This is a genomic window from Stenotrophomonas sp. ATCM1_4, assembly GCF_004348115.1.
Lineage (GTDB): Bacteria > Pseudomonadota > Gammaproteobacteria > Xanthomonadales > Xanthomonadaceae > Stenotrophomonas > Stenotrophomonas capsici.
This window is the reverse complement of sequence record NZ_QPFB01000001.1, coordinates 776,402-796,913: the sequence shown is the minus strand read 5'-3', so window position 1 is coordinate 796,913 and position 20,512 is coordinate 776,402. Positions and strand designations below refer to the sequence as shown.

Genomic DNA, 20,512 nt, shown 5'->3' with positions numbered 1-20,512 from the left:
TGAGCCGACAGGGAGGGGGTTCAACGGGGCAATGAAAAACCCCGCCGGAGCGGGGTCTAAACGACTTCAGCGGCAAGTGACCTGCTCTGATTCATTCAATTTTGACTACGAAGAAGCCTTTTTCCCGGAGGTAACCAGATCGAAGAAAGCCTTCATTAGCCCAAGTTGCGCCGTCGTTACAGGTATATCAGCGTCTCCGGATCCCTGCTTCCTCTTGTCACCTTTGGAGTCATCCGTATCAGTTGCCAGATGCCTCATAGTCATTGCGAGCGACAGCGGAATCGCCGCAAAAATCGCCAGCGCCCCACCAAAGAAAATCAAACCGGGAGACTTACCAACCTGGATGATCTTATAGGCAAAAAGACAGATGCCCATCAAAACAAAAAGGAGGGCAACCAAATAGATCGATATCATCTCTTTGATCAGCGCAAACGCAGACTTACGAAACTCCCGCCTATCCTTTCGCGATTCCAGCTCAGCAGTAACGAGCGCGCCATCCTTGTCAGACAATTCGCCGGCGATATCAAATGCCGGTTCTCCATTTGCCATCACAATAATCCTAGGTTGATCAATCGATACTTCACTGCAGCATCAGAGACACCAAATATGGATGCCAGCTGATGCAAATCAGTAATCCCCTGCCTCACAACGTAATTCTCCATTACCTTGTGGGGCATCAGCAACTCGGCAGCAAAACGATTTGCCGAGACCTCTACGGGATCCCAATTGTTCGAATAGAACGACTTCGCAGTGTCGCGAAAACGATCACCATGTCCCATTACATGATGTCCCAGCTCATGCGCGATTGTGAATTTCTGGCGATTTGGGCTATCGGTCGCTTCGTAACGGATCGTGGGAATGAATCCCCCAATGTACTGACCGCTCACCCCATGGAGAGAAGTGTCGTCCTCGAAGTCAAAGACAGTACCCTCAACCAGAATTCCGAGCGAGCGCGCAATCTCTGCAGGATCAATCGGCAGCCCGCGCGGGCTCCACTGATCTATCAGCAGCCTGTTCGCCCTTGCCCTCTCTTCATTCATAAGATAACTCTTGCCACATGTCAGGTTGCGGCGCTTACGCCGGATTAAGCCATTAAGCTAAGTGCCTAGCCAAAACTTGGCGGGTCGCTTGGAACATGGTACCTGATGGCAATTTCACCAGATGAGACGACGCCTTCGTTCAGGTTTGCTCCGATGCCCGGAGGCATCGATCCAAGTGCTGAACGATCACACGACAGTCCATCCGATCCGCGGGAATCTGTGCGGATAGTGCCAGCCAACTCCCGTTCGAGCAACGCCCCACCCCAACCGGTGCTACGATCCGGCCATCTGACCAGCCTGCCTCACCCCCAGAGGCACCCCCTCCGAAGCCCTGCTATCCTCCGCGCATCAGCGAGGAAGCGGGGCTTTGACGTGGGCATGGACAGGGGCATTTTGGCAGTACTGATCGGCGGCTTGTCAGTGGCAGCCGGCCAGGTGTCCGCGCAGGATTCGCGGTGGAGCTATGTTGGCACGAGCATTGAAAGCCATATGGCTCTAGACACGCAGTCGGTGGAGCGTAGCTCTGCCTTCACTCAGGCATGGGTCCGCGAAGAATCTAAGGATTCGACTTCACATGTGGTTAGGCGGACGCAGTACAGGTTCGATTGCCCGGGGAGGCAGATTGGAACCATCACGTCTGTCTCGTACGCGCCTTCCGGCGCAGTCAGCTCGACCAACACTCCTTCGAGCGTGAACATGCTCCCAGTTGTTCCCGATTCGATGGGTGAGAATGCGTGGGCGATGGCCTGCCCAGCGGAATCGCGTCCCATTGGGCTTAAACAGGTCGGCGATCTCGGCAACAGGCTTAGGGCGTCGGATCCGAACTTCCAGACAAAGTTCGAGATGATCCAAGATCGCGTGGCCTGGATTCAGGAAAATCTGCCCGCAACCATTTGGGCTCGCGCAATTCTTGAGGAATGGGAAAAATTGCCGTGACACATTTTCAGGATGCCGGAATCGCCCCCGCCACCATCGGACAGTACGTCCGGTCGAAGTTCGGCTATTGGGCGAAGCGGTATGTGGGGATGATCACCTTGGGAATCCCCGTCATCGCAGCGGTCCAGATGCGAAATTACGGATTCGAATGGTGGCGCGTTGGCGCCACGGCGGGAGCCTGGGCCCTGTGTTCAGCTGCCGCGCTACTGGTCATCGCTCTGGTCCTGACAGCAGGCGGGTGGTGGCATACCCGCCATTTCCGTAGCCGCTGATTACTGCCCCATCTGCGCGTTGGCCCTGACCTGGGCTCGCAGCGCGTCCATTTCTTCCTGGGTAGGCGCTGCACCCGGCTGACCGCCGGTCACCTCGATCTCCAACGGCTCATTGTTCGCATCCGTGCGCACCGCCGCAATGCTTGCAAGGTAGGCCGCCAGGTCGTTGGCACGCCTGCTCCCGGGCGGCAGCCGCGCCAGCTCGATCAGGCCCTTCCGACCGTCGGAGTTGAGCATCATCCTCGCCACGCCCCGCAGCCCCATCGCCGGTGATGCCGCCCCTACCACCGCGTTCAGGCTCATGTTCTTGATGCCCTCAACGAATCCGCGCGAGGCTTGCGCAACCTCATTGAATGGGCCGGTGCCACTGAAGTTGGCGCCGAACTTGTCGCCCAACCGCCGGGCTGCCTGCATGGCATCCATGACCTCGGACATCTCACCCGGATTGAAGATCGCCCTAAGCTGGTCGACCTTGTCCGGCTTGTCGCCACCCAAGGCCCTCATGAACCCGCTCGCATTGAACGGGATGTGGTTGGCGCCCGCCGACGTGGGGGCCGATTCCGCCGCGGCCAATGCATCGTCCACCAGCAGGCGCTTGTACTGCTGCCACACCTCCGGTTCCTGACGCTCCATGAAGTGCCGCACCTGCTCCAGCTCGGACGGCTTCATCGACCGCATGCTCTCTATGACTTTCTCGGGCGGCAGCGAGTACTGCGTGAACCCGTCTACGTCCACCTTGTCGCCTAGCAGCCGGCGCATGGGACTCTGCTGGATCAGCCGCAGAAGGTCGGAGTGGTTGCGGTACTCGTCGTTTGCCTGCTTCAGCAGCTCGCTTGGCCGAGTAGTGTTTGCCCCCAGCGGAGCAACGCCGTTCTGGCCGAAACCTGCTGCCTCATCCAGGCGGGCGCCCGCTGCGTCAATGTCGTCCGAGATCGCCGCGTACATTCGCTTGGCGAAGGTCTGATTCACGGACCGATCGACGTTGTTCAGTAGGTTCGATTGGCCCCTGGCTGCCTTGCCGTAGGAACTGCGTGATTTCCGAGCCGACTCCAGCGTGAATCCATCCTTGCCGGACAACTCGTCCAGCATCCGCTGCGCCTGCATTCGGATCCGGCGGGGGTCGGCGCCCAGCACGTCCGCATTCTCCTGGATCATGTCCTGAAGCACGCGACGCGTGGCGGCGTAATCGACCACCTTGGCGTCGCCAACCATCCGGCGGATAGCCCCGAACTGCTGGGCGGCCATCTGGTCGCGCCGCTCCACCACCGAGTCGATGGCCTTGTCGACGGCCTGCTGTACACGGTGCCCGACGGTCTGGCCGGACGCGCCATCCGGCGTGATCCGATCCATCAACCGGTTCACGTTGGCAATGGCCTGCTCGGCGATGCGCTTGTCGGCCTCGAAGGCGGTATCTGCTGAAAAGACGCTCTGGCGAGCCATGTTCTCCACGGCCGTCTGCGCTTTGCCCCCGGAGACCATGCCGGGGGTGAAGTCGATGCCAGTGCGCTGGGCCAGCGCCTCGCTCTCGGCAGCGTAGGGCGACTGATTCGCCTTGTTCCCGAAGTAGTTCATCACCCTAGCCAAAGTGTTCGATGGCACGAGTTCCTCGGCTACCCGCATGACGCCACGGCCTGCTGCGGACAGTCCGCCGCCGAACGCTGCGCCCAGCGCGCTGTTTCCCAGTCGCTCGGTCTCGCTCACGCTCGGCTGCAAGGCGCCCTGAAAGGCCCCCCCCAGCGCCGCGTTTCCGATTGCGTTTGCTGCCCCCGCGCCGCGGGCGGCAACACCTACGCCGAGGGTCGGCAAGCTCCCGGCAAGCGCGCCAGCCAAGCTTCCAGCGAACCCGGCACCGGTATCCGTGAGGTCCTCGTCCAGCGCCCGACGCTCTGCCACATGCTCACGCATGGCCCGCTGCGGTTGAAGCCACAGGTCGTTGGTGCGCTTCACGGCATCGGCGAGCATCCCGCCCGGGGCGAAGCGATCGACCGCGGCCTGTGTGATGTTGGCCGGCCGGCTGAACTGGTCAATGACCGTCTGCAGGATGCCCTCGCCGGTGTCGACCAGTCCCTTGCCGATGCCGGCCCGGAAGCGATCGAGGCCGCTCATGTCGTCGGTTGCCCGAGGCGCTTGCGGTGCTGCCGGGGCCGCTGGGGCCGCAGCGGCAGAAGGCGCTGGGAACTGCTTCTGGATCACCGACTCGATGTCCGCATCGGCCATGCCATCGGGGAACTCGGCAATGCTGCCGTCGGGCAGCTCAATCTCGATGGGCATTATTCAAGCCTCCCAGTGACCGGGTTGAACCGGCGGCGGGTTCCAGGCGCCGCTGCGGGCAATTCGGACGGCGCCGGCGTCGCCGAAGGCATGCCTCGCGTCAGTGCCTGGTAGAGCAGATCTGCGTTCACCCCTGCCGGCTTGTCGGAGCTGAAAACCGAGCGACGGGCTACGTCGAAATCGGCATTCGACACCGGACCGCTCGGGTTGTTGATGCGCGCCTGCTTGCCTGCGGCGGAGTTGCTGTAGGCCTCCAGGTCGGCGTTGAACAACGCGCCAGCCCCGGGGATACGCCCCATGATCGGCCCCGCCATCATGCGCCCGCCCTTTGCCACTTCGGCGCGGATGTCCTCCGGCGACATCGCCTCCACGTCGGCGATCGTCTTGCCCAGGAAGGCCGCCGCGAATGCACGCGCATCCTGCGCCATGGCCTGGCCGGCGAACGACGCCTTCAACTCGTCGGAGGACTGCTTGGCCGCTCCGCTACCACCAGCACCTCCTGCAGCACCACCGCCACCGGCGCCGCTGGGGTTCCACTGGCCTGCACGCTGCAGGGCGAACTGGTTCTCGGCAATGGCAGCCCGGCGCCGCGTGGAGTCGGCGCTGGCATAGCTGCTGGCTGCACTGGCGTCGGAGGCGCGCGCGCGGGCGGCGTTCGCTGCGATGCTCGCCCTGCCCTGCTCGGTGGTCGTGATGCCGCCGCCACCCTCCTGGAACACGTTGCTGAGCAGGTTCTGGTCTTCGACCTTGGCCAGCTGCACCGGCTTACCCTCCAGCACGGCCAGCAGCTCGTTGCGAGTGCTCCAGTCCGGCGCATCCAGTGCGCGGGAGCGAATGTCCTGCAGCTGCATGTCGCCGGTGTACCCGGACAGCTTCGTCGGGTCGTACCCGGCGGCCAGGACGGTAGCCAGATCGGCCGGCGCGTTGAGCTTGACCAGCGCCCCGGGCATGTTGGCGATCGCGTCCGCCTCGGACTTCTTGATTCGCGCCTGCGCGATCAAGTTTTCCAGCTGTGCCGCCTTGCTGGCGCCGCGGTTGTAGGCGTCATCCGTTCGCACGCCGCCGGCGAGCACTCGTCCCAGATCATCCCAGCCTGCCATTACGAGGTCCTCCACAGAGACGGGTCGCTGAACCAACTGCCCGCGTTGTTGCCGAAGTTCTGCGTGCCGCCTGCGGCCGCGCCGGACATCCCACCGCCGCCCCCGCCTGCCCGGCCGGCCATGCCCTGGGCTGCGCCGCCCATGAGCTGCGCCGCCGCGGTGAGCCACGGATTGGCGCGCACGTTGCGCAGCTTCAGCTGGGCGATGTAGTCGTCCCCTTCGGCACGGCGGCCGAGCAGGCCGAGGTCGGACTGCAGCCGGTCCGTGGCCTGGGCCTCACGCTGGCGCTGCTGCAGCGGTGCGTCGATGCGTGCCATCAGGTTCGCCGTGGTGTTCGCGTAATCACCGATGCCAAGCGCGGCGTTGTTGGCCGACTGCTGGTAGGCATTGCTGACCGCCCCAACCTGCCCGAGCCCCTGCGTGGCGTTCGACTGCGCCGCCCGCACCTGCTGCAGGTACTGGTTCGCCGCGCCAGTGCGGTCCTGTTCGCTGGTGGACAGGGCGCGCTCGCGCATGGCATCGGAGACAGCCTGATCGGCCTCGGCCTGCCGCCGGCCCTGCTGGGTGATCTGGTTGGCCAGGATGTTGTCCTGCTTCTTGGCCACCTGATCGTTGTTGTATTGGTTGACGCCGTAGGACGCCAACGCGAGTGCAAGTCCGACGCCCATCAGCGGCTCCCCTGCCCGAAACCGGGCGTGTACAGCAGGTTGTAGATGTCGCGGTTGCCGCGACGCTCGGCCGCGTTGTTGCGGCTGGTTTCGTAGATGGAAGACAGGCCACTGAACACGTCGCCGAGGGCATCGGCGTTCATGCCGGCGCGTGCCCCGGCCAGGTTGGCCTGCAGCTGCTGCGCGGCGCGCATGCCGCCGGTCGTCATGTCCCCGCCGGACTGGGCCAGCGAGATCATGTTCAGCCGGCTCTGCTCGTCGGCGTTGCGCAGGTCGTTGACAGCCTTCTGAGCCAGGCGATCTGCCGACAGCACGCCCTGCTGGAAGTCCTCGCCCAGCCGGCGGTTGGCATCGACCGAGGCAGAGCCGCCAGCCAGGCCATTGCGCGCCATCGCGAACTTCAGGCTCCGGTCGGCCGTGGCTTTCTGCCGGTCCAGGTTCTGCCGGTAGAAGCTGCGACTGGCCCCGAGGAAGTCGTTGTAGTCCGCCTCACGCTGCGGACTGCCGTACACCTGATTGACCAGGTCCACGTTCCGGCCGATGTTGGCCTGCCGCAGGTTCTCGGCCTGCGTGGCCTTGTTGGTGGCCTTGCTGGATCCGCCGCCGCCCATCACTCACCTCGCAGTCGGGAAAAGTGGGCGACGTCCTCGCCCCGGATGCCGTACTGGCGCCACACGCCCTCCGGCTTGAACCCCAGCGAGCGCTCGAACCACTCGATGGCCAGCTCCCTGCTGGTGATGGCGGTGGTCTGCAGGCGATGGGCTCGGTCCTCGAACAGCCGGTCCATCAGCCACAGGGTGGCTTTCGTCAGGGCGCGCCACTGCTGCGCCCAGCCATCGGTCGTTCCCACCATCCATGCTTGCCAGACGCCGGCACCTGCGGGGTGGAAGCCGCCGGCAGCCGCGGGCAGGTTGTCCGCCTGCAGCACCGTCACAGCGAAGACGCCGCTCTGTGCAGCAGCATCGATGAACCACCGGATGGCAGCGTCTTCGGAGAACTCCTGCAGGCCGCTGAGCGCAACGAACTGCGCGCGCTCGTCCTCGCGCATGTGCTGGACCAGGTAGACGATGTGCCCGGGCCTGCACGGGACCACATTCGAGGGAAGGCGGGCTGTTTTCATGCCGATATGCTCGGCCAGCCCGCTTTGGGTTCAACGGAGCATCAGGACATCGGGCGGTTGTCCTGCAGGTACAGCTGCAGGGCGTTCCACTGCCAACGCTCGGAGCCGTCGTAGCGCAGCTCCACCGCCAGCGACGGCGCGGCCAGTGGCATCGGGATCACCATGCCCGGTACGGTGTCGGCCGGCACCCGGTACGGTGGGGTGAACAAGCCGCCGTTGCTCTGGTCAATGCCGAAGGACACCGACACCGCGCCGGTACCGACGATGTCGAACCCGTACACCGCCTTTGTGACACCTGGCTGCCCGAAATCCAGCCATGGCCAGCGGATCAGGCCCGGGAACGGGCGCACCTCGCGCACTGGGTCACCACCGCCCGACGGCAGCACGACAACCTCGTCGCCCAGCACCGCCTCGTCCACCCGGTGCACGTAGTCGCCCGAGCGCAGGTACAGCGAGTCGCCGGCGATGGCCCAGTCCTCGACCACGAACGGAAACTCGTAACGCGACCAGGCGCCCACCTGCCCGATCACCGTCATGCTGTACACGAAGACGTGCGTGTCCGTCTCCCGCGGGAACATCAGCCAGTACTGGCCGGCGGCCGGGAAGTACAACCCGAGCGGCACCGCACCGGTGGCCATGGCCGCTTGCACCAGCGGGTCGATGGGCATGCCCACATCGCCGGCCTGGAAGTTGGTGCTGCTGGCGGCGATGCCGACCGTACGAACGCCCTGGGAAGCGAGGAAGAACAGGTCGTTCGACACCGCGGCCATGGCATGGTGCTGGGTGCTGCCCATCGGCAGTGCGTCCAGCAGGGCCATGTTGGCGGGATCCTCGTCCAGCTGCCAAAGCTGGAAGGCCTCCGCGTTGAACGGGATCAGGTTGGCGCGATACAGGCCCATGGCTGCCACGGGGTTGGAGCCGTAGTTCTGCAGCCCTGTCGGCAGGTAGCCGGCATCATCCGCGCTGCTCCAGTCCAGTGGGTTGACCGTGGCGCTGTACCGGACGATGTCGTCGTCGGCGCAGTACACCTTGGATGAGGCAATGGCCACGATCTTCGTGTTCGGGCAGTTCACGTCCTCCACCCGGCGCGACACCGCGCGGAACAGCACCGAGCCGTCGAGCACGTACTCACCCGCGCCTTCCGGCCAATCCGGCTCGGTCGCACCGCTGACGTAGAGCGGCTGGGCCGTCCAGGTCACGCGGGTGGAGCTGATCGCTTCCCAGGTGACCTCGTTGTCGACCACCGTCTGGCCCAGGACCGGCGGCCAGGCCGGCTCGTTTGCAGCGGAGAACCCGGACTCGGGCTGCACGGCGCGGTAGGCCAAGCTGTCCGGCAGGCCGGCAAAGGTGCCCTGCACCTGCAGCTCGTCACCCCAAACCGGGTGGTTGTGGTCTGCAACGGACCAGAGCGTGATGCCGGCGCGGCAGTAGGCAGCGCCAGCCGGGCACGTCGCAGTGACCGAGGACTTGTTCCACCGCCCGCCGCGGCCGTCGTCGACCACGTTGCCCTTGTTCGGGGAACCCAGCGGCGTGTCGCTGGCGTCGAACCACTGGACCTCGACCCAGCCGCGCGTTGCACCGGCGATGGCCGCGCCCTGCTGGATCATGCACGAGGCGGTGATCTGCTTGCCCACCGGCACCACCAGCTGCGTCTGGTTGAGCGCGGTGCCGCCGGGCAGGTTGCCGGCCAGGCGCAGGCAGGCGTTGCCGCTGAAGCCGTAGCCGTTGAAGTACTCGACGTCGCCGCCGTAATCCCAGCCGCTGGAGCCCGAGTTGAAGCCGCCGTTCTGCACCACCGTGGAGCTGGGCGGTGGCATGGTGATCGGCACGACGATGTCGCCAGGCTGGTAGAGCGTGCCGGGCTGCCAAATGGGGTATGCCATCAGACGACCTCCGTGGAAGACGAGCCGCTGCCGTAGCGGTCTTTGACGCTGGGCGGCACCGTCGTGTTGGTCGTGGTGTCCTCGATCGGGTCAACCGTGCCCTGCCCGTTCACGTCCTCCACCACGGTTTCACCGGTGTTGGTTGGCCACGTCGGCTCGATGGTGCCCGAGCGGGGGCTGTCCCCGGTCAGCTCGGTGACCACGTAGCTGTAGCCGTTGTCGACAGTCGGCACGACGACGTCTCCCATGGCCCTGGCCACGTTCGGCGACCACGGCGTCAGGCCGGCGCGGTTGGATTCGACCCGGTAGGCCATGCCGTTGCCGTTGGTCGGACGGACCAGCGTGCCGGGCACGTAGACGTGGTTGGGCTGCCAGATCTCGCCCTTCTCCAGCCAGTAGTGCCGCACCAGACCGTCTTCGAACTCCGCGACCACGTACAGGTAGCCCAGGAATGGCAGCGCGAAGTGGATGTCCTTGATCGGCATGGCGTCGATGGTCGGGTGCCGGATCACCTCGATCTCGACGGCCGGGTCCGGCGACACGGTCACCAGATGCGAGAACGCGACGAACACGCCCTGGAACCACACCAGCCCCTTGGTTCCGGGCGGCAGGTCGACATGGATGCGGGAGCCTGGCCGGCAGGCGATCGTGCGCGCCGCGGTGACGTAGCCGTTGAGCAGGTCGAACAGCGAATCGGCCGACGCCCCACCCTTGTCGCGTAGGCGGGTGATGCCGGCCTTGACCGCGGTGAGTGCTTGGGAGCGCATCCTCAATCCTCCTTCAGGACCGGCCGCACAGCCGGAGGCTGCGGACAGCTGCCCGGGATGTACCTGCGGGTCTGGTGCGAGCCGGCCACCTTGCTGCGAACGTAGGCCGTGGCCTGGCTGGCATAGTTGCCGGCGTCGGCTTGGCCGTAGTGCGCCTTCGCGTTGGCCAGCGCCTGCAGGAACACCGCCTCCGGGTCGACCGTCAGCACGTCACCGTCGGCTTCGATCGGGGACGGCCCGAAGTCGCCCTTGATGCGCAGCTTCCAGCTGTCGTCCGCGGGCGCCGGCCAGATCTCGATGCACTGGCGAATCTCGTAGTGCGATGGGATGCCGGTGATGGCCGAGCCGTACAGCACGGGGTTGATGCCGCAGATCAGCGGCTGCCAGCTCGAATCGCCCTGGGAGATGCCAACCCATTCGAGCTTGTCGGGGTTCAGCACGCGGGGGCAGTCGTCCACGTTGCCGTCGACGTCATAGAACCGCACGCCGGCGGCGAGGTCCCAGGTGAACATCCGACGCAGGCGCATCACCGAGTAGCGGTGGTACATGAAGTCGTGAGCGCTTCGGATGAAGTCGTCCAGCAGCTCCGGCATGCCCGGCGGCAGTGCACCCATGCTCACCTGCACGGCGAAGCCAAGGCGGCGCGCGAGGCGGTTGCGCATCTGCTCCAGCGTCACCGTGGGCTGCGCGTCGTCGCACTCGCAGTTGTAGCGGGTGCCAGGCTCCGGCGGTTCCGGGGTCGGGACGATGGTGAAGTCGCCGATGCTGATGTACTGGCCGGTGACGTTGTGCGCGGGGTCGCTACTCGCCTCCCTGCCGGCGCCAATCGACACGTAGTCGCCGCCATCCGTCGACACGTTGAAGTCGAAGCTGCCGACCTTGGGCAGCGGGTCACCCGGCGAGTAGATCAGCTGGCTGAAACCCAGCGTGCCGCTGACGAAGACCACGAAGTACAGGTAATCCAGCGGGGAGTCGTAGTCGGTGACCTCATAGGCGACCGTGCCGGCAACGATGTTCCCGGCGCCGGGTGAATCTATGGTCGTGATGTTGCCGTTGGCGCGGTCCGAATGGGCGCCATCGATGTTGAACTGCCACGTGCCGTCGACCCGCTCGGCCCCCGTGGCGGTCCAGAGATTGCTGTTGTTCAGAAGATTGGCCATTACGGCTCCCTCACGTGACGGTCGATGGCGGCGGCCAGCTCGGCCGGGGTGGCGTTCTCCAGCACCGCCAGGTCCGGGCGCCGAATCGCGGCTAGCTCCCTGCGGGCCTCGCCTGCATGGGCGCGGCGCTGCCGGCGGCTGCCGCTCTCCATGTCGATGCAGTGGTTGTAGACGCAGACAGGCAGATGCACCGGCTCGCACATGCTCAGCAGGTACTGGTCGGGGTAGAAGCGGAAGCTGTCGTAGCCGAGGCCCTTCACGAACTCGCGGCGGAACACGGCCAGGTGGTGGCGCGAGTCCGGCGCCGGCACGGCCGCTGCCGCATGCACGTGGTTCTCGCCGGTGGTGATCGCCAGGACGCCCGCGGCCAGCTGGTCGGCCAGCACCTCGAATGCGTCGGGCTGCACCCAGTCGTCGTCATCAACGTGCGTCACGTAGGGGAACGCCCCCAGGGCATATCCGTTGGCCCGGGCCTTGCCGAGATGCCCGACGACGCCCGGCAGGTAGTGCACCGCCACGGGGTAGCCCGCGCGCGCCGCTGCCGCCTCGATCGACGCCTTGCAGCGCGCCACAACCTCCGCCGGCGTGTAGTCCATCACCAGCACGTGGACATCAAGCATTTCGCTCTCCTCCAATGAAAATGGCCGGCCGGAGTCACCCCCGACCGGCCGCCGTCACCGCCGCCAGCGGGTCGGGTTACTGCTTGCGGGACTCGCTCTCGTCATCGATCGCGGCCAGCAGATCCTCGCGGGCCTGTCCTTCGGTCTCCGCCGCTTCGATGGCAACCAGGTCCGCATCGGTCAGGTCCTTCAGCTTCTCGGTGATCGAGGCCACGTCACCGGCCAGCAGCTCGGTGAAGTCGGTAGCCTGCGGCGCGTCCTTACCGGCCTTGGCTGCGGCCTTGGCTGCCTTCTTCTCGGCTGCGGTGGGTGCCGGGGCCTTGGCTGCGGCCTTGGTGCCCAACGGCTGGCGGTTGCCGATGAACTTCTCCAGGTCACGCTCGCGATTGAAGTACCGGGCGCGCGCCGCGTCGGAGTCCGCATTGCCGCCGTACTTCTTGACCAGGCCGGCGAAGGCAGTACCCACGTCGAAGTCCTCCACCTGCACCTCATCGGAGGACAGCTCGGTCACCAGCTCCTCCCCGTAGATCTCTTCGAGGATGGACTGCTCGTATTCCGGCACGGTGGTCGGCAGCTTGGTGCTGGCGTCACGGTCGATCAGCAGCGTGACCAGCGTCAGGGTGATCTTGGCCATTACTGCACGCCCTCCAGGGTGATGGGATTGGCGGCAGCCGCGCCAAGCTTCACGAACTTGGGCAGGTCCGCGATCTCGACAACCGGGCCCTGCGTCGCAGTGGCGCTCAGCAGCGTCACCCAGCCGGCGTCACCGGCTTCCGGGGTCGCACCGCTGGCCAGGCCCGGATGGCCCTGCAGCAGCACGCCAGTGGTGACCGCGACGTTCTCGCCCAGATGAGCGAGGCCTTCGCGACCTTCGCCGCCCAGCAGCGGCGTCTTGTTGAGGGCGACGATGGCCGCCCCCGCGATGGTGATGGTGTTCGGCATTTCTTTCTCCTGGCCGGCGAGGCGTACCCCGCCGGCACGTTGGGGGTGATCAGGCGATGCTGAAAACCGCGTTCGAGTTGCGCTTGCGGCAGGTCAGGCCGTAGTCCGCGGTCAGGCCGAAGTAGTACGTGTAGCGGTCGTACACACGCGGCGGGGTGCGGCGGATCATCCAGCGCCCCTTCACGGGGCGCAGGCGGACGGCCTTGCTGTTGAGGAAATAGCCGCGCTTCTTCCACGGATACGTGATCGCACCCTGCTCCTCGTCCAGCGCGTCGAAGGTGGGATCCCAGACCACCTGCACGCCCTTGAAGGCCAGCGCCTTGGTGCTCGGGTCGACCGTCACGCCACCGGTAGAAGTGCCGCCCATGTTGATCTGGCGCCCGATGACCTTCAGCGCGTCAGCCAGCAGCGCGTCGTACATATCCGAGCCCACGGGGATGAAGTCCGGCGCCCCCAGCTTTCCGTAGGTGATGGTCTGACGCCAGATCTTCTCCAGCGTCGAGATCAGGTTGCCAGCCGTGGCCGTGCTGATCCCCATCACCGCCCAGTTGCGCCACCACGGCGCGTTGGCTGCATCCAGGCCACCGATGACGCCCACGTTTGGCGTGGTGCTGACCAGCGCGTCCAGACCCGGCACGGCCTTCGGGTTCGCCGAGCCGTCGAGGTGGATTTCGCGGTCCCAGTTCTCCTGAAAGCCATCCTTCAGCGTGTCCCAGCCTTCCTTCAGCTTGTCCACGATCTGGATATGCTCGGCGTCGGTCATCTGCGCCGACTTGTCGTCGGTCAGGATGATGCCGTTGTTGGCCAGCTCGGTCTCGTTGAGGCTGAAGCCGTCGTGGGCCTCGTAGTGCTGGTACGGCGCCAGGCGGACGGTGTCCTTCCGGTTGAAGTTGACCTGGTCGTCGCCGGAGTAGTTCTGGTAGTTGCTGTCGTTGGTGAACCGCACCTTCTCGTTGAAGATGCCGTTACCGAATACCGTATCGGTCTTCTTGGAGATCAGCCACTGGGCGAGCGGGCGCTCGCTGGTGAACTGGTCGATCGGGTCGTCAGTCGCATAGGACTGCATCTGGTAGTTGGCGCCGCTGGCCAACTGGGCGGGGGTCAATGGCATATCGCACCTCGGAGGGAAAGAGGAAGCCCGAATGGGCGTGGTCTCTCGCGTTCCGAGGGCGCGACTCTCGTTTCAGCGCTACCGGCGGCGAACCCGGCTTACGTCACTCGCGATGCCGGCGTTGGCCGGCTGGATCGCAATATGCGCCAGCCGGCATGCCAGTCAACGGGGTTATGCGGCGTTCGTGTTGAGGCCGGGATTGTCGGGGCGCGGGGTGCCGGCGACATCCGCGCGCGCATCGGCTTCGCTCAACGCAGTTAGGCCCGGCCTGCTGCGCTCGTCCCTGTCGAGCTTTTCACGCAGCTGGAACCCGAGAATCTGCCGCACCTTGGCGAGGGCGTCTGCTCGTGCGAAGTGGCGTCCGAGGGCCACATCAGCCTCGCTGGTGTGCAGGTGCACAGCCTGCCCGGTGACGATGAAACCATTGCGCAGGCGGACGATGCAGAACGTGAAACGTGCGAAGTCCGGATCAATCTCCGGTTGCACGTCCGTCCCTTGATACGAACCCGCCACGCCATCCCGCGCGGTGAAGTACTCGATGTCGAATACCTGGGCCTCGACCTCATCGGTCGTCACGCCCAAGCTGCAGCGGACTGCCTTCTGCTCGCTCATTTCCTGCTCCAGTCGTTGAGCGCCCGCCAGATGGCGAGCGCGAGGGGATGGCGGCGCATCAGCGGCCCTGCGCCTTGGCTGCGGCCACACCGAACGTGAAGGCGTTCTCCTTCGTCGGGGCTTGGCTCAGGTCGAGCCCCGTGGCGCGCGCGGGGTTGTTCGGGGCAGCTGCGGGCTGGCGCTGTGCCGGCGGCGCGACCACCGGTGCAGGAGCGGCCAGATAGGCCCGCTGGATGGCCCCGGCCCACTCCTGTGGCGGCAGCGTGCTCTGGATCACCGCGACCATCGGCTGGATGGCCTTGAACTTGGCGTCGAAGTGCGGATCGGCAGCGCGCAGCTGCTGGCCGAGCGCACCGACCTGCTGCAGGGCCTGCTGGTGCGCCTGCTCGGCGGTGGCCTGCTGCTCCATCTGCTGGCGCTGCCGCTGCTGGCTGTCCTGCTGCAGCGCGGTGGTGCGACGACTGCGGATCAGCTCCTCGGCGGCCGGGCGGGTCATGTCGCCGTCGGCAACCTGCTTGGCCAGGTCGGCATGCTCGCTCAGCGGGTCATAGCCCGGTGCCGGCCGGCCCAGCTGCTTGGCCAGCCATGCCATCTCCTGCTGCATGAAGTCGTAGGCCTGCCCCATCGCGGCCGGGTCACCGGAGTTGATGGCGGCCAGGTAGTTCAGGGCGTTGCCCATCTGCTGCGGATCGGCACCGGTGGACTTGATCGTCTCCTCCCACTGCCGGCCGCGCTCGGCGTCCGGGCGGAGTGCTTCCACCTCCGCGGCGCGCTCGCTCAGTTCGCGGAAACGCTTCTGGGTCCGCTCGTTGTTGATGCCCAGGTCCTTGATCTCGGCATCGATGGCGTCGGGCTGGCTCGCGGCAGATGCGGCGGCAGCTGCTGCAGCGGCATCGGGCTCACCGCCCTGGCCACCCTCAGCACCACCAGCAGGTGCTGCTGCGCCAACGGTTTCGCCGCCAGCAGCATCGACTTCAGCACCGGCAGCAGCCTGGCCATCAGCGGCAGCGGCGGGCGCACCGCCCTCCTCCCGCACTTCCTGCTCGCGGGCAACTTCCACGCCCTGACTGAAGGCATCCATGGCCCCGGTGTCGGTGGCACCGTCATTGCTGGCGACGGTGGCAGCGGCCTGCGCGGCAGCTGCGGCGGTGCCGTCGTCCTCGACGGTGGTGGTGTCGGGTTCGTTGTGGTCAATACGCACGTGTGTCTCCTCGCTGGCGGCGTGTCGGGTCAAACAGGGGTGATTGCCGGCGGCGCCATTGCTGCCGGGTCGAGCATTGCGGGATCGATGGGCGGCTCACCGCCGGCGGCACCGGCCAGCATCGCCGGGTCAACGGCAGCGCCGCCCGGCAGGCCCGGGGCAACTGGTGCAGGTGCCTGCGGAATGAAGCTGTAGGGGTCGATGCTGGTATCGCCGGCGCGCTTGACCGTCTCAACGGTCAGCTGCTCCAGGCAGTTGGCGATGTCCGGCAAGGCCGCGCCGCGCATCTGGCCAATCTGGATGGCGGCCTGCTGCAGCTGGGGCAGCAGAATCGACCACTGCTGCTGGCGCAGCGCCGTGGCCGGCTTGCCGGACGATCCCGCGCGAATGTCGACCTGCACGACCATGTCCAGCATCTCGGGCTCGGGCACGTTGAACCACAGTGCCTCGTCGCCAGCCATGGCTGCAGCATCCTCGGGCGTCAGCCCGTTGGGCGAGACAGCCAGCTCGGCGGTGTAGCGCGCAAGGTCGGACAGCATCTCGTCCAGACTGTCGCGGGCGTAGCCGATTCGCGACTCGGTGCCCTGCTGCTGGATGTCGGCCTCCGTGGCGGTCTTGGCCACCTGGATGCTGGAAGACAGCGCCTCCTGTACGCCCCAGATCATCTCCAGCTCCGATCGGATCACCTGGGTGTCGTACAGCGCCATGTCGACCGGGTTGTAGCTGATCGGGAACAGCACCTGCGCGGGCGGCACCCCTTTGAGGTCCAGGCCCACCATTTCGCCAGAAGCGGCGTCTGCGATCTTGTTGGCTTCCACGGGATCGAGAGAACCACTGTCGAAGCCCGTCTTCGGGATGGCGCGGCGGCGGTGCTCGCGGTAGTTCGTGCGGACCCGGTTGTACTCGTCCAGCAGCGATCGGGAGCGGTCAACCAGCGACTGCGGGTGGCGCGCCCCGTCGTTCCAGATCACCGCCCAGCTGAAGAACGGGTAGAAGCGCGTCGTGCGCTGATCGGGCTTGAACGGCTGACGCAGGTATCGCGGGCAGCCCTCTGCGACCGTGATGACGTGGCCCGTTTCCTTGTTCCAGACCTCCCAGACGCACACGCAGGCTTTGCTGGTGTCAGCCGCCCCGGCTGGGACTTTGCTGTACTCATCCGTCTGCTCGGCGCCGGCTGTACCACTGAACCCTGCCCCGTCTGCCGTCCTGCCCGGGACGCGGAAGTAGGCCGTGGCCGAGCCCAGAAACTCTGCGGCTTCGGGATACGCGGCCTTGGCCTTCGCCATCGGCATGAACAGCCGCTGGGCGATCCACGGGCTGTCGACGTAGTTCTGGAGGCATGCGCATTCGGGCGCGACCTGGATGTCGTCAGCCCGCACGAAGTCCAGGCACAGGGCGTTGAAGATGATGCGCTCGGCCTCGTCCTCAGCCTGCTGCAGCCGCTGCTCCAGCTCTGCGCGCTGGGCCGAGTCGTCGCCCACCATGCCTTCGGCCAGTTCGGCCTGTAGCTGGTCGATGGCGGCCAGGCTGGACCGCAGGCCGGCGATCTCCTGCTGCAGCGCCGGGTTGTTGCCAGTCTCGCGGTGCCATGCCGCCTTCATCCAGCCGATGGCGACGCTCAGGCCCGAGCGGACCAGCGGGTCTGCCGCCGCCTTGAGCTTGCCCTTCTTCCACAGCCGCCCGACGACAATCTCCAACGTGGTTGCGAAGGCCTTGGCGTCTTCCTTGATCCGTACAGACACCGCCTCGGCCAGCTCCACGCTGACTTCAGGGTCGCGGGCGAACAGGAAGGTCGTGAGGATGCCGACGTAAGTGCCGGCGATCGGCACACGCACGTCGAAAACGTCCGAGTTCGCCTGCTCCTGGCAATACCGACGGTCCAGCGCGTAGCCCTTGCGCGCGTCCTTGTCGAACTCGCGGGCCTCCTCGATGCGCTTCAGCCAGGCCTTAACCGCCCCCTCCTCCTCCAGCGCGGCAGCGGCGCGGCGCTCGGCTTCGGCCTGCTCCATCTCGTCCGCTTCGATTGCCTGCACCAGCTGGTCGCCGGGACCGGTCATAGCATTTCCCTCTTTCGTTGCGTTGCGTCGGCTGCGGCGTCGCTGTATTCGAGCCATTGGCGGCTATGAGGCGTGATCACCCGAGGCCGTTCAACGGAGGTTGGAGCGCGCGCACTGGCCACGGCCGGGAAGCGCGAGTGGATGAAGTAGCCCAGGGCGTCCGGCGGGTGGTCGAAGCCGGTGGTCTTGTCGGGCATGCCGTTCGCGTCGTAGGCCTGCTTCTCCAGCGCCTCGGTCAGCTTCGGGCAGCCAACGGGATTCACCCGCAGGCGCCGGGCGCCCTTGGCGTTGCAGAGCATCGCGTTGACGCTGACCACGCGGGCACGGATGCGGGGATTGGACGGCGGCACGCGCACGATGAACCCTGCGGCACGCAGCAACCCAAGATCCGAGACGCTTGCGTTGTTGGTGTGCGTGCTCTCGCCGCTGGCATCCGGATAGACCGCGATCTGCCGCTCTCCGAACCTCTCCCGCAGCGTCTGGATCATGGCCGGCGTGTCGCGCACTCCGGTGAACTCCTCCAGCGCGTAGGGCTGGCCGGCGCGGATGACGCACGCGATGGCCGTCATGTTCAGCACGTTGAAGTCCATGCCGATGTGGAGCCGCTCCTCGTCGCCGATGGTGGCCAGAGTGCCGTTGAGCTTCCTGTCGTAGGCCGGGTACACCGAACCGGCGGCCAGGTTCACGAACAGGCCGTTGATGTAGGCCTTGACCAACTGCGCCGGGTAGGTCTCGAACAGCGACCGGATGTAGTCGTCCGGAAGGTTGGCCTCGTTGTCGTAGGTGCTGGCGTGCACCTTCCCGTACAGCTCAGCCTTGCTCGGGTTTTCGCTCGGGATCTTCTCGAACTGCTCGTAGACGAAGTTGAAGCCCTCGGGCGTGGTCGTCACGTCGATGCCGTTCTGCAGGCCGGGAGCCTTCACGCGCAGGCGGGCAATGATCTTCCGCCAGGCGTCGTGCGCCTTACGCCGCTTCATGGTGTCGATCTCGTCCACCAGGCCGCGGCCGATCTTGAAGCCCACGATGCTGGCCGGGTTGTCCATCGATCGGCAGATGGCCGTGCCGCGGTACTGCCGGCCGGCGTACAGGTGCACTTCCTTGTTCGACTGGTTGATCTGGGCGCGCAGCCCCCAGTCGAAGGCCACCTCCTCGATCGTCGGGTAGAAGATGTCCCGGATCTGCGGGTAGCTCGGGGCAAAGTAGCCCGTCGGGATGCGCGGGAACTCCCATGCGTGGCGGCACAGCGAGCCGCAGCCTACCCAGGTCTTGCCCGAGCCGAAGCCGCCCACGAACGCCCGGAACTTGTGCGGCAGCTGGAGAAAGGCCGCCTGCGGTTCGTTAAGTGTTGGCACGCTTGCGCCCGCTCACCACGGTGACCGTCACGGCTGCCGGCGGCGGCGCGTCGTCGTTGAAGCCCTCCGGCTTGTCGCGCCAGTGCTCCGGCTTGCGGTTCTTCAGCCAGAAGATCATCGCCGTGGAGTCCGGCGGGTAGTGCTTAATCACCGGAGTGAGGGTCACCTCGCCCAGGTAGCTGCTGACGTGGGTGTCCGGATGGCTGTAGCCGGTAGCGCGCTCGAACAGCGCCCGCTCCACCCGGCTGTCTGCCTCGGCCTTGCCCAGCCTTAGGGCTTCCGAAAACTCAGGGTGCTTCAGCTTCCACAGGGAGACAGTGGACAGCGCCACCTCGAAGAACGCAGCCACCTCAGGGTCGGTGCAGCCCTTGTCGGCGAGGAACTTGGCCTGCTTGGCGAACTCGGGCTTGTACTTGCTGGGCCTGCCGCCCGCGCCTTTCTTCTTGGCCGGCGTCTTCTTGGCTGCCGTGGCGCGAGCCTTCTTAGGAACGGGCATGGTTACCAAACCCCAGTACGGAGCCGCTTTCCGTCACGGACCACCTGATCCGGGTCGGGCAGTGGCACGCTGTCCACCACCAATGCGAAGTAGCGGGTATCGCGCGCCGGATCGACGTACAGGTGCACCACGTAGGTGACCACAGTGAAGCGGCCGTCCGCATTGGCCTCAGGAACGCGGAAATGCTGGAGCGAGGCCAGTATCTGCACCACCCGCCCGTCCAAAGGGCCGCCATAGGCGACAGCGCGGATGGTTCGCCGATTCCCGGAAGGCATGGCGTCACCGTGGGTCATGGCCCCCGGCCGGCCGCACGCGGCCCCCTCCGTGTCGGCTGCGGACTGTTGACGACACCTGCCCGCTGGTCGTGCCGGAATTACCCATAGCGCCCCGGCCGGCGCTCCTGTGATCGGTTCGATGGTGTTGGGCGTCTGGCGGTCGCTCATGACGCCATTACGCCGCAATGGGGAGCAGGTTCAACGGAGGGAATTCCAGCTCCAGCTGGATCGACAGTTCGATTGGCGCGTCAACAATGGCGCCGGCGGGCAGGTGGAACCTGATGTCCTCGGCCAGCACATCGACGTCAGGGACCATCGCCTCTCCACCACCCATCGGGAGCTCGGCATAGATACCCATCACGATCCCGTAGTTCTCGGCGAAGAACTTCTCGGTCCGGGCCTCGCCGGCCATCAGCAGGAACACCTCACCACTGCCGTTGATGGCCACCATGGTTCCCGCGCCACGACCGTGCAGGGTCTGCCTGATTCGCTTCTGTAGCTTGGCCGCCAGGACCTGCAAGGTCGGGCACTCCTCCAGCAGGAACGCCGGCTTGATACGCCGTTCGATCTGCCGGCAAGGCGTCGGGTCACGGTTGCTGCCATGGTTGGACGGGGTCATCGTCTTCTCC

General features: G+C 65.8%; 22 protein-coding genes. 1 reads left to right on the top strand and 21 read right to left on the bottom strand.

Annotated features, from left to right (window positions below; translation table 11 throughout):
- Window positions 1–105: 105 nt before the first annotated feature.
- On the bottom strand, window positions 106–549 hold the full coding sequence (locus ATCM_RS03890; protein ID WP_132862943.1) for a hypothetical protein: 444 nt from the start codon (window positions 547–549) through the stop codon (window positions 106–108).
- Window positions 549–1,040, bottom strand: a complete 492-nt coding sequence (locus ATCM_RS03885; RefSeq protein ID WP_132862941.1) for an ImmA/IrrE family metallo-endopeptidase — start codon at window positions 1,038–1,040, stop codon at window positions 549–551. The genes ATCM_RS03890 and ATCM_RS03885 overlap by 1 nt, the downstream gene beginning before the upstream one ends.
- A gap of 105 nt (window positions 1,041–1,145) precedes the next feature.
- Here ATCM_RS03885 and ATCM_RS19475 point away from each other — a divergent pair, with 105 nt between their 5' ends.
- Window positions 1,146–1,976, top strand: coding sequence for a surface-adhesin E family protein (locus ATCM_RS19475; protein ID WP_343145076.1), 831 nt, complete (start codon window positions 1,146–1,148; stop codon window positions 1,974–1,976).
- Window positions 1,977–2,248: 272 nt separating this feature from the next.
- On the opposite strand, the gene ATCM_RS03875 is transcribed toward ATCM_RS19475, so the two are convergent.
- The 19 genes from ATCM_RS03875 to ATCM_RS03785 form a co-directional block, all read right to left on the bottom strand.
- Entirely contained in the window at window positions 2,249–4,519 is a 2,271-nt protein-coding gene (locus tag ATCM_RS03875) for a hypothetical protein (protein WP_132862937.1), read from the bottom strand.
- The gene (locus ATCM_RS03870) at window positions 4,519–5,619 is read right to left on the bottom strand and encodes a hypothetical protein (protein WP_132862935.1); all 1,101 of its coding nucleotides are present in this window, start codon (window positions 5,617–5,619) and stop codon (window positions 4,519–4,521) included. The genes ATCM_RS03875 and ATCM_RS03870 overlap by 1 nt, the downstream gene beginning before the upstream one ends.
- Entirely contained in the window at window positions 5,619–6,287 is a 669-nt protein-coding gene (locus ATCM_RS03865; RefSeq protein ID WP_132862933.1) for a hypothetical protein, read from the bottom strand. The genes ATCM_RS03870 and ATCM_RS03865 overlap by 1 nt, the downstream gene beginning before the upstream one ends.
- Complete coding sequence (locus tag ATCM_RS03860; protein WP_132862931.1) at window positions 6,287–6,898, bottom strand: hypothetical protein; 612 nt, start codon at window positions 6,896–6,898, stop codon at window positions 6,287–6,289. Before ATCM_RS03860 ends, ATCM_RS03865 begins: the two co-directional genes overlap by 1 nt.
- Complete coding sequence (locus ATCM_RS03855; protein ID WP_132862929.1) at window positions 6,898–7,407, bottom strand: hypothetical protein; 510 nt, start codon at window positions 7,405–7,407, stop codon at window positions 6,898–6,900. Before ATCM_RS03855 ends, ATCM_RS03860 begins: the two co-directional genes overlap by 1 nt.
- A 41-nt stretch (window positions 7,408–7,448) precedes the next feature.
- Window positions 7,449–9,290, bottom strand: a complete 1,842-nt coding sequence (locus ATCM_RS03850; protein WP_132862927.1) for a hypothetical protein — start codon at window positions 9,288–9,290, stop codon at window positions 7,449–7,451.
- Entirely contained in the window at window positions 9,290–10,057 is a 768-nt protein-coding gene (locus ATCM_RS03845) for a hypothetical protein (RefSeq protein ID WP_132862925.1), read from the bottom strand. Before ATCM_RS03845 ends, ATCM_RS03850 begins: the two co-directional genes overlap by 1 nt.
- A gap of 2 nt (window positions 10,058–10,059) precedes the next feature.
- Window positions 10,060–11,217, bottom strand: a complete 1,158-nt coding sequence (locus tag ATCM_RS03840; RefSeq protein ID WP_132862923.1) for a hypothetical protein — start codon at window positions 11,215–11,217, stop codon at window positions 10,060–10,062.
- Entirely contained in the window at window positions 11,217–11,837 is a 621-nt protein-coding gene (locus ATCM_RS03835; RefSeq protein ID WP_132862921.1) for a glycosyltransferase, read from the bottom strand. Before ATCM_RS03835 ends, ATCM_RS03840 begins: the two co-directional genes overlap by 1 nt.
- A gap of 76 nt (window positions 11,838–11,913) precedes the next feature.
- The gene (locus tag ATCM_RS03830) at window positions 11,914–12,471 is read right to left on the bottom strand and encodes a hypothetical protein (protein ID WP_132862919.1); all 558 of its coding nucleotides are present in this window, start codon (window positions 12,469–12,471) and stop codon (window positions 11,914–11,916) included.
- Window positions 12,471–12,779 (bottom strand): hypothetical protein, encoded by a 309-nt coding sequence (locus ATCM_RS03825; RefSeq protein WP_132862917.1) that lies wholly within the window; start codon window positions 12,777–12,779, stop codon window positions 12,471–12,473. Before ATCM_RS03825 ends, ATCM_RS03830 begins: the two co-directional genes overlap by 1 nt.
- Window positions 12,780–12,828: 49 nt before the next feature.
- Entirely contained in the window at window positions 12,829–13,890 is a 1,062-nt protein-coding gene (locus ATCM_RS03820) for a phage major capsid protein (RefSeq protein ID WP_132862916.1), read from the bottom strand.
- 171 nt (window positions 13,891–14,061) lie between these two features.
- Window positions 14,062–14,502: a Gp49 family protein gene (locus ATCM_RS03815; RefSeq protein WP_132862915.1), complete on the bottom strand. Its 441-nt coding sequence runs from the start codon at window positions 14,500–14,502 to the stop codon at window positions 14,062–14,064.
- Between the two features lie 58 nt (window positions 14,503–14,560).
- The gene (locus ATCM_RS03810) at window positions 14,561–15,703 is read right to left on the bottom strand and encodes a hypothetical protein (protein ID WP_132862913.1); all 1,143 of its coding nucleotides are present in this window, start codon (window positions 15,701–15,703) and stop codon (window positions 14,561–14,563) included.
- A gap of 29 nt (window positions 15,704–15,732) precedes the next feature.
- Window positions 15,733–17,760 carry a hypothetical protein gene (locus ATCM_RS03805; RefSeq protein WP_132862912.1) on the bottom strand — a complete coding sequence of 676 codons (2,028 nt, stop codon included), beginning with the start codon at window positions 17,758–17,760 and terminating at the stop codon, window positions 15,733–15,735.
- The gene (locus ATCM_RS03800; RefSeq protein WP_132862911.1) at window positions 17,757–19,112 is read right to left on the bottom strand and encodes a terminase family protein; all 1,356 of its coding nucleotides are present in this window, start codon (window positions 19,110–19,112) and stop codon (window positions 17,757–17,759) included. Before ATCM_RS03800 ends, ATCM_RS03805 begins: the two co-directional genes overlap by 4 nt.
- The gene (locus tag ATCM_RS03795) at window positions 19,099–19,608 is read right to left on the bottom strand and encodes a hypothetical protein (protein ID WP_207911771.1); all 510 of its coding nucleotides are present in this window, start codon (window positions 19,606–19,608) and stop codon (window positions 19,099–19,101) included. Before ATCM_RS03795 ends, ATCM_RS03800 begins: the two co-directional genes overlap by 14 nt.
- 2 nt (window positions 19,609–19,610) lie before the next feature.
- Window positions 19,611–19,901, bottom strand: coding sequence for a hypothetical protein (locus ATCM_RS03790; RefSeq protein ID WP_165931115.1), 291 nt, complete (start codon window positions 19,899–19,901; stop codon window positions 19,611–19,613).
- A gap of 157 nt (window positions 19,902–20,058) precedes the next feature.
- Window positions 20,059–20,502 (bottom strand): hypothetical protein, encoded by a 444-nt coding sequence (locus ATCM_RS03785; protein ID WP_132862908.1) that lies wholly within the window; start codon window positions 20,500–20,502, stop codon window positions 20,059–20,061.
- Window positions 20,503–20,512 lie beyond the last annotated feature (10 nt).